Below are 8,698 nucleotides of genomic sequence, written 5' to 3'. Positions count from 1 at the left end.
GGGCGGGCCCCGCCCGCACCCGGGGCCCGCCGCCGGGGGGCCCGGCCGCGGGGGGGGCCGGGGCGGGGGGCCGGGGCCCCGCCCGCCCCCCCCGGCCCGCGGCGGCCGACCGCGCGGCCCCGGAACGGAGCCCGGCGCCGTGATCGTCACCGTGACCCCGAACCCCGCCCTGGACATCACCTACGGCGTGCCGGCGCTGCGCCCGCACACCAGCCACCGGGTGGCCTCCGTCCACGAACAGGCCGGCGGCAAGGGCGTGAACGTGGCCCGGGTGCTGCACGGCCTCGGCCGGCGCACCACGGCCGTCCTGCCGCTCGGCGGGTCCACCGGCGCGGTGCTGCGGGCCGACCTCGACCGGGCCGGCATCGCCTGCCTGGGCGTCCCGCTCGCCGCAGGCACGTCGACCCGGCGCACCGTCGCCGTGGTCGACGCCGTCGACGCCACCGTGCTGAACGAGCCCGGACCGGAGCTCTCCGCCGAGGACTGGACGGCCCTGCGCGCCGCCGTCCGCGGTCTGCTCCCCACCGCCCGGGCCCTGGTGCTGTCCGGGAGCCTGCCGCCGGGCCTGCCGGGCGACGCCTACGCGGACCTGGTCCGCCTCGCCCACGACCAGGGCGTGCCGGTCGTCCTGGACGCCGACGGCGCCGCGCTCACCGGGGCACTGGCGGCCGGGCCCACGGCCGTCAAGCCGAACGCGGTCGAACTGCGCCGCGCCACCGGCATCGCCGACCCGCTCCGCGCGGCACACGCCCTCGTCGACGCCGGCGCCCGGGCGGTGGTCGCCTCGCTCGGCCCCGACGGGCTCCTCGCCGTCACCCCGGACGGCGACTGGCGGGCCCGGCTGCCCCCGGAGGCCGTCGTGCGGGGGAACCCGACCGGCGCGGGGGACGCGGCGGTCGCGGCGCTGGCCGCGGCCCTCGCCGACCGCACGCCGTGGCCGGCGGCGCTGGCCCACGCGGTGGCCCTGTCGGCCGCCGCCGTCCAGGCCCCGTACGCCGGCCGGTTCGACCCGCAGGCCTACCGCGGCCACCTCCCGCTGGTCCGGGTCACCCCGGCCACGCCCTTCGCCGGCTCAGCTCCTTCCGACTGAACAGCCCCACCCGACAGGAGAGTTCATGCCCCTGGCAGCCACCGGCGGCCTCGTCGCCCGGGCCGCGGCCCGGCACGGCGCCGTCGCCGCCTTCAACGTCATCACCCTGGAGCACGTCGAGGCCGTCGTCTCCGCCGCCGAGACCGCCGGCACCGCGGTGATCCTCCAGGTGAGCGAGAACGCGGTGCGGTTCCACGGCGGGCGGCTGGCCCCGCTCGCCGCGGCCGCCGTGCGCTGCGCCGAGCCGAGCACCGTCCCGGTGGCGCTGCACCTGGACCACGTGAAGACCGGCGTCCTGCTCCGCCAGGCCGCCGAATGCGGGTTCAGCTCGGTGATGTACGACGCCGCGCACCTGCCCTACGCGGAGAACGTCGCCGCCACCCGCGAGGCCGCCGTCTGGGCGCACGGCGCCGGGCTCTGGCTGGAGGCCGAACTCGGCGAGGTCGGCGGCAAGGACGGCCGGGGGCCGCTGGACGCCCACGCGCCGGGGGCCCGCACCGACCCCGCAGAGGCGCGGCGCTTCGTCGAGGAGACCGGCGTGGACGCCCTCGCCGTCGCCGTCGGCAGCTCCCACGCGATGACCTCCCGCGACGCCAGGCTCGACCACGACCTGCTCGCCGCCCTGCACGCGGGCCTCGACGTCCCGCTCGTCCTGCACGGCTCCTCCGGGGTCCCCGACGACGAACTGCGCCGCGCCGTCCACGGCGGCATAGCCAAGGTCAACATCGGCACCGCCCTGAGCATCGCCATGACGACCGCCGTCCGGTCCCACCTGGCGGCGGACGAGCGGGGCGTCGACCCCCGCGCGTACCTGGCCGCGGGCCGCGGGGCGATCACCGAGGCCGTCGGCCGGCTCCTGCCCGTCGTCGCAGGCACTGCCGGATGACCCGGCCCCGGCCGACACCGTCCCCCGAACCGCCCCCTCAAGGACCACTCATGCTCCAGATCTCCCGGACCGGGTTCACGCTCGACGGGCGCCCCCTGCGCCTGCTCTCCGGCGCCCTGCACTACTTCCGCAGCCTGCCCGGGCAGTGGCCGCGCCACCTGCGGATGCTGCGGGCGATGGGGCTCAACACCGTGGAGACGTACGTCCCCTGGAACCTGCACGAGCCCCGCCCCGGCACGTACGACTTCACCGGCATCGCCGACCTGGAGGCCTTCCTGCGGGCCGCCGCGGACGCCGGACTGCACGCGATCGTCCGCCCGAGCCCCTACATCTGCGCCGAATGGGAGAACGGCGGCCTGCCCTGGTGGCTCCTGGCCGAACCGGGCAGGGCGGGCCGAGGCCTGCCGCTGCGCACCGGCGACCCGCGCTTCCTGGCCCACGTCGACCGCTGGTACGACACGCTGATCCCGATCCTGGCGGCGCACCAGACCACCCGCGGCGGAAACGTCCTGATGGTCCAGATCGAGAACGAGTACGGTTCCTACGGCACCGACCGGGCCTACCTCGCCCACCTCGCCGACGGCCTGCGCGCCCGCGGTATCGACGTCCCGCTCTGCACCTCCGACGGGCCGGAGGACTTCTTCCTCACCGGCGGCGCCCTTCCCGGCCACCTCGCCACCGTCAACTTCGGCAGCCGCGCCACCGAGGCCTTCGCCGAGCTGCGCCGCCACCGCCCCCAGGACCCGCCGATGTGCATGGAGTTCTGGAACGGCTGGTTCGACCACTGGGGAGAGCCGCACACCACCCGCCCGGCCGAGGACGCCGCCGAGGCCCTGCGTGAGATCCTGGCGGCCGGGGCCTCCGTCAACCTCTACATGGCCCACGGCGGCACCAACTTCGGCACCTGGGCCGGCGCCAACACCGCCGACCCGCGCACCGGCCGGGGCTACCAGCCGACCGTCACCTCCTACGACTACGACGCCCCGCTGGACGAACGAGGCGCCCCCACGGCCAAGTTCCGGGCCTTCCGCGAGGTCCTGGCGGCGTACGCGGACGGGCCGGTGCCGGAGCCCGAGGAGCTCCCGGCCACGCTGCCGGCGTGCCGGGTGGAGCTCGACAGGGCCCTGCCGCTGGCGGACGTGGTGGACCAGCTGTCCACCGGCGAGGTCCGCTCCGCCGTCCCGCTCTCCTTCGAGGAACTCGGCCTCCCGCACGGCCTCGTCCGCTACCGGACCACCATCCCCGGCCCGCGCACGGCGTACCCGCTGACCGTCGAGGGGCTCGCCGACCGGGCCCACGTCCGCGTCGACGGCACCCACCTCGCCACCCTGGAACGGGACGTCGAGCACGAGCCCCTGCTCGTCCCGGTGCCCGGCGCGGGTGCCCGGCTGGAACTGCTGGTCGAGTCGATGGGCCGGGTCAACTACGGCGCCGGGATCGGCGACCGCAAGGGGATCGCGGGGGCCCTGCACACCCAGCAGTACCTGCACGGGTGGACGGCCGACCCGATGCCGCTGGCCGACGGGACACCGGACCGGCTTCCCTGGGACGCGGCCGTCGCTCCGGCCGCCGGCCCCGGAGCGGCCTTCCACCGCGGCGCCTTCGAGGTCGGGGAGCCCGCCGACGGCTACCTGGCGCTGCCGGGCTGGGGCAAGGGCTACGTCTGGGTCAACGGCTTCCTGCTGGGCCGCTACTGGGACCGCGGACCGCAGTGCACGCTCTTCCTGCCCTGGCCGGTTCTGCGCAGCGGGACGAACGAGATCACCGTCCTCGAACTCGACCGCTCCGGCGAACCCGCCGTGCACCTGGTGGCCGGGCCCGACCTGGGCTGACGCTCCGCGCACCCGGCCCGTCGCCCGGCTCTCCGCCCGGTTCTCCGCGCGACGGGCCGTGTCGAAACCGAGACCGCTTCGTGCTCCGAAGCCCTAGGAACCTGCTCGATATTGAGCAATACTCATCCGAACTGCGCACCATAGAGCAGGGGGTGGTCCGATGGGCACGCGACCACCGACACCCGGACCGGGCCCGGACCAGGACCAGGATCCGGAGCCGGAACCGGTCCGGTGAGGAAGCCGCCGACGCGCGGCGGCACTCCCGGCCGGCCCCAGAACCTCCGGAACCCGGGCACCCTGCCGACCCCCACCGCACCCGCACCCCCACCCCCACCCTCACCGCACCCTCACCGCACCGCACCCGCTCGCGCCGGCCGCCGTCCACCCGACACCGCGCCGCGACGGCCGAGGGCCAGTACACGTAAAGGACGAGATCCTCATGGCGAAGACACGAATCCGCACCCGCCTGCTGGCCGCCGCCGCCACGCTGCCGCTGCTCGCCGGCATCGCGGCCTGCGGATCGGGCGGTGACGGCGCCTCGGGCGGCGGAGGCTCCGCCGAGGTCACGTTCTGGGGCTGGGCGCCGGGCTACGAGGAGGCGGTGGCCCAGTACAACGCGGCCCACCCGGACGCCAAGGTCAAGTTCGAGAAGATCGTGTCGGGCAGCAAGGGCGGCTACGCCAAGATCTTCGCGGCCGTCAAGGCCGGCAACGCCCCCTGCCTGGCCCAGGTCGGCTACGAGTCGCTGCCCAGCTTCGTGGTGGAGGGCGCCGTCCAGGACGTCAGCGGCGAGGCCGGGCAGTACCAGTCGCAGTACGGGGACGGCGCCTGGAACGCGGTGAAGGTCGGCGGCCAGGTGTACGGCATCCCGGTCGACGTGGGCCCGATGGCGCTCTACTACCGCACCGACCTGTACGCCCAGTACGGCCTGAAGCCGCAGGCCACCTGGGAGGAGTTCGCCGCCGACGCCGCCAAGGTGCACGCCACCAACCCCAACGGGTACCTGAGCGTGTTCAACCCGGACGACCCGTGGTGGTTCGCCGGCATGTCCGCCCAGGCCGGCGGCAGTTGGTTCGGCACCGACAGCAAGGGCTGGAAGGTCTCGCTCGCGAGCGACCCGGCCACCACCAAGGTCGCGAAGTACTGGCAGGGCCTGATCGACCAGGGCCAGGTCAAGTCCGAGCAGGGCTTCAGCCCCGACCTCTACAAGGACCTCCAGGACGGCACGCTCGCCGCCTACCCCGGCCCGGTCTGGTTCTCCTCCATCCTCGAACAGAACGCGGCGCAGGCGTCCGGCAAGTGGGCGGTCGCCCCGATGCCGCAGTGGCAGGGCGGCGCCAAGTCGGTCGGCAACGACGGCGGTTCGTCCACCGCAGTGGTCAAGGGCTGCAAGAACACCGCCGCGGCGCTGCGCTTCGCCAACTGGATGAGCACGGACGCCGCAGCCGTCGGCACCCTCGTGGACAAGGCCGGCATCTACCCCGCCTCCACCAGCGGCACGTCGGCGCCGGCGCTGGCGAAGCCGAGCGCCTACTTCGGCAACCAGCCGATCTTCGACGTCTTCAAGCAGGCGACGGCGCAGGCCCCCAAGTGGAGCTGGGGCCCGACCATGACCCAGACCTCCAGCGACCTCACCGACGCCTTCGGCGCGGCCGTCGCCGCCCACGGCGACCTGACGGCGGCGCTGGGCACGGTGCAGAACAAGACCGTCGACGCGATGAAGTCCAAGGGGCTGACGGTCACCGCCGGCTGACCGGCTCGCCGGCGGACCCCGCGCGGTCCGCCGGCCCGGGCGCGCCCGACACGCCCGAGGGACCGACCACCGCCCGCACGAGAGAGAACCCCAGATGAGCGCAGCAACCCCGGCGGTGCCGGGCCGCACCGCCCCGAAGGCCGCTACCGCACGACGGAAGACGTCCCGCAACCGCGCGGCCCTAGGCTTCCTGGCCCCCTTCGGCCTGCTGTTCACCGTCCTGTTCCTGCTGCCCATCGGGTACGCGCTCTGGCAGAGCCTGTACCGCGTGGAGCGCTCCGGCCTGGGCTTCGGCCCGGCCAGAACGGTCTTCGCGGGGCTCGACAACTACACCGCGGCCCTGGGCGACGGCTCGTTCCTCGCGGGCGTCGGCCGGGTGCTGCTCTTCGGCGTGGTCCAGGTCCCGGTGATGCTCGGACTGGCCCTCGGCCTCGCCCTGCTGATCGACGCCAAGGGCACCCGGCTGCGGAAGTTCTTCCGGCTCGCCTACTTCCTGCCGTACGCGATCCCGGGCGTCGTGGCCACCATCCTCTGGGCGTTCCTCTACCTGCCCGGGACCAGCCCGCTCGTCGCCGGGCTGAGGGACATCGGCATCGACGCCGACTTCCTCTCCTCCGGCACCGTCCTGTGGTCGATGGCCAACATCGTCACCTGGACCTGGACCGGCTACAACATGCTGGTCATCCTCTCCGCCCTCCAGGCCATCCCCAGCGAGCTCTACGAGGCCGCCGACCTCGACGGCGCCGGCCCCTGGCGGACCGCCTGGCACATCAAGATCCCGCTGGTGGCCCCCGCCCTGGTGCTGACCGGGATCTTCTCCATCATCGGCACCCTCCAGCTCTTCACCGAGCCGATGGTCCTGCACTCGCTGGCCTCGACCGTCTCCGCCGACTACACGCCCAACATGGCGGCGTACAACGCGGCGTTCGGCACCAACGACTACGGCAAGGCGGCGGCCATCGCCGTCCTGCTGGCCCTGGCCACCTGCGTCCTGTCCTTCACCTTCCTGCGCCTCTCGGTGCGCATCACCGGAAACCGGGTGACCGCATGAGCACCGCCGACCTCCGCCGCCCCGAGACCGCCCGCCCGGCGCGCCGCCGCCCCGCCCACCCGGGTGCTCCCGGCCGCCGGCCGCGCCCCAACGTCCTCGGCACGGCCGTCCTGTTCGTGCTCTCCGCCTACTTCCTGCTGCCCGCCTGGTGGCTGCTGGTGGCCTCCACCAAGAGCAGCAGCGACCTGTTCGGCAGCGGCGGGTTCTGGTTCTCCACCCTCCACCTCGGCGACAACCTGCACGACCTGGCCACCGCCAACAACGGGCTCTACTTCCGCTGGCTCCTCAACACCGTGCTGTACGCGGGCGTCGGCGCCGCGGCCGCCACCCTGCTCGCGGCGATGGCCGGCTACGCGCTCACCAAGTACCGGTTCCGGGGCCGCGAGGCGGTGTTCAACACGATCCTCGCCGCGGTGCTCGTCCCCGCGCCGCTCCTCGCCCTGCCGGTCTACCTGCTGCTGTCCAAGGCCCATCTGGTCAACACCGTCTGGGCGGTCCTGCTGCCGAGCATGGTCAGCCCGTTCGGCGTCTACCTCAGCCGGATCTACGCCGCCGCGTCCGTCCCGGACGAGATCCTGGAGGCCGCCCGGATGGACGGCGCGGGGGAGTTCCGGATCTTCTTCACGGTGGTCCTGCGGATCTTCTCGCCGGCGCTGGTGACCATCTTCCTGTTCCAGTTCACCACCATCTGGAACAACTTCTTCCTGCCGCTGGTCACGCTCTCCGACCAGAAGCTCTGGCCGGTCAACCTCGGCCTCTACTACTGGAACGGCCTGCGGGACCACACCCCGTACAACCTGGTCGTCGCGGGCTCGCTGGTCTCGGTCGTCCCGCTGGTCGTGGCCTTCCTGCTGCTGCAGCGGTTCTGGCGCACCGACCTGACGGCGGGCGGCGTCAAGGCCTGAGGCGGATCCGCCGGGCCTGAACCGGGGCCTCGGGGCGTGGCCGGTGGATCAGGCCGCGCCCCGGGGCCCGTCGGCGGTCAGGCCCGCCGGACCCGGACGCCACAGCCGGTGACGGCCCGCTGCTGCGCGTCCGTCAGGCCGTCGTCCGTCACCAGGTCGTGGACGTCGGAGAGCGGGCAGATCCGGGCGAAGGTGACCTTTCCGACCTTGGTGCTGTCGGCCAGCACGACCGAGCGCGCGCTGCTGCGCAGGAACGCCCGGTCGGTCTGGGCCTCCATCTCGTCGTGCGTGGTGCAGCCCTCCTGCGCCGTCAGGCCGTCCACCCCGATGAAGGAGATGTCCAGGTGGTACTGCGAGAGCATCCGGTCGGCGGCCGGGCCGACCAGTTCGTAGCTGGCCGTGCGGGCGATGCCGCCGATCACCACGAGGCGCACCTCGGGGCGGACGATCAGGTCGGCGGCGATGTTCACCGCGTTGGTCACGACGGTGATGCCGGTGCGCTCGGCGAGCACCCGGGCGAGCTCGCTGGTGGTGGTGCCGCCGCTGAGGCCCACCACCGCCCCCTCCGGCACGAGTTCGGCCGCCGCCAGGGCGATCCGGCGCTTCTCCTCCCGCTGCTTCTCGCCGCGGTGGCGCAGGGGCAGTTCGAGGTTGACCGAGCCGGTCACCGCGCCGCCCCGGGTGCGGTGCAGCAGTCCCTGCTCGTGGAGCTCCTGGAGATCGCGGCGCACGGTCGCGGTCGAGACGTCCAGGAGTTCGGCGAGCGCGTGCACATCGGCGCTCCCCGCTTCGGTGACGTGCGAGAGGATCCGGGTGGCGCGATCAGCTTTGAGCATGATGCGATTCTAGCCCGGTCGGGAGCCAAACCCCTGGGTGGCGCCGGGTCGGGCTGATTTCGGCGAACAGGTCGCAGGTCTGGTCGTCCGCTCGAATCTGACTATCATGGCTATGAAACAAGCAACTTCACTCAGTTCTGCGGCTGCCTGGAGCAGCGCCGGAGGTGACCGCGTGACAGCGGACCGCATGTCCCTGGCCGGCGCCCGGCTGGTCCTGCCCGGCGGCATCGTCGAGGGCGGCCGCCTCGCTGTCGAGGGCGACCGGATCGCCGGCCTCGGAGGCGAGAGCGGGCCCGGCGACCTCGACCTGACCGGGTACACCGTCGTGCCCGGGTTCGTCGACCT

At 73.9% G+C, this 8,698-nt stretch carries 7 protein-coding genes; 6 read left to right on the top strand and 1 reads right to left on the bottom strand.

Features of this window, described 5'->3' with window-relative positions; translation table 11 throughout:
• The first annotated feature begins 139 nt into the window (after positions 1-139).
• The 6 genes from ACFV6I_RS29880 to ACFV6I_RS29855 all read left to right on the top strand — a co-directional run bounded on the left by ACFV6I_RS29880 (position 140) and on the right by ACFV6I_RS29855 (position 7,517).
• On the top strand, positions 140-1,090 hold the full coding sequence (locus ACFV6I_RS29880; RefSeq protein WP_063345961.1) for a 1-phosphofructokinase family hexose kinase: 951 nt from the start codon (positions 140-142) through the stop codon (positions 1,088-1,090).
• 25 nt (positions 1,091-1,115) lie between these two features.
• Complete coding sequence (locus tag ACFV6I_RS29875) at positions 1,116-1,976, top strand: class II fructose-bisphosphate aldolase (protein ID WP_063345960.1); 861 nt, start codon at positions 1,116-1,118, stop codon at positions 1,974-1,976.
• 50 nt (positions 1,977-2,026) lie between these two features.
• Complete coding sequence (locus tag ACFV6I_RS29870; RefSeq protein WP_380428630.1) at positions 2,027-3,808, top strand: beta-galactosidase family protein; 1,782 nt, start codon at positions 2,027-2,029, stop codon at positions 3,806-3,808.
• 439 nt (positions 3,809-4,247) lie between these two features.
• Positions 4,248-5,561 (top strand): extracellular solute-binding protein, encoded by a 1,314-nt coding sequence (locus ACFV6I_RS29865; RefSeq protein WP_380380351.1) that lies wholly within the window; start codon positions 4,248-4,250, stop codon positions 5,559-5,561.
• A 94-nt stretch (positions 5,562-5,655) separates the two neighbouring features.
• Positions 5,656-6,612 carry a carbohydrate ABC transporter permease gene (locus tag ACFV6I_RS29860; protein WP_079135325.1) on the top strand — a complete coding sequence of 319 codons (957 nt, stop codon included), beginning with the start codon at positions 5,656-5,658 and terminating at the stop codon, positions 6,610-6,612.
• On the top strand, positions 6,609-7,517 hold the full coding sequence (locus ACFV6I_RS29855; RefSeq protein WP_380428627.1) for a carbohydrate ABC transporter permease: 909 nt from the start codon (positions 6,609-6,611) through the stop codon (positions 7,515-7,517). The genes ACFV6I_RS29860 and ACFV6I_RS29855 overlap by 4 nt, the downstream gene beginning before the upstream one ends.
• Before the next feature lie 77 nt (positions 7,518-7,594).
• Here ACFV6I_RS29855 and ACFV6I_RS29850 read toward each other — a convergent pair whose 3' ends face one another.
• Positions 7,595-8,353: a DeoR/GlpR family DNA-binding transcription regulator gene (locus ACFV6I_RS29850; protein WP_363378426.1), complete on the bottom strand. Its 759-nt coding sequence runs from the start codon at positions 8,351-8,353 to the stop codon at positions 7,595-7,597.
• Positions 8,354-8,698: the final 345 nt, after the last annotated feature.

It is taken from the genome of Kitasatospora sp. NPDC059803 (genome assembly GCF_042732255.1).
Lineage (GTDB): Bacteria > Actinomycetota > Actinomycetes > Streptomycetales > Streptomycetaceae > Kitasatospora.
The sequence above is the reverse complement of the archived record's forward strand: the minus strand, read 5'-3'. Positions and strand labels throughout refer to the sequence as shown.

Bases quoted from the DNA above. Each gene is read 5' to 3' on its own strand.
- ACFV6I_RS29875 (WP_063345960.1), top strand. From the start codon at position 1,116: ATGCCCCTGGCAGCCACCGGCGGCCTCGTCGCCCGGGCCGCGGCCCGG.
- ACFV6I_RS29870 (WP_380428630.1), top strand. From the start codon at position 2,027: ATGCTCCAGATCTCCCGGACCGGGTTCACGCTCGACGGGCGCCCCCTG.
- ACFV6I_RS29865 (WP_380380351.1), top strand. From the start codon at position 4,248: ATGGCGAAGACACGAATCCGCACCCGCCTGCTGGCCGCCGCCGCCACG.
- ACFV6I_RS29860 (WP_079135325.1), top strand. From the start codon at position 5,656: ATGAGCGCAGCAACCCCGGCGGTGCCGGGCCGCACCGCCCCGAAGGCC.
- ACFV6I_RS29855 (WP_380428627.1), top strand. From the start codon at position 6,609: ATGAGCACCGCCGACCTCCGCCGCCCCGAGACCGCCCGCCCGGCGCGC.
- ACFV6I_RS29850 (WP_363378426.1), bottom strand. From the start codon at position 8,353: ATGCTCAAAGCTGATCGCGCCACCCGGATCCTCTCGCACGTCACCGAA.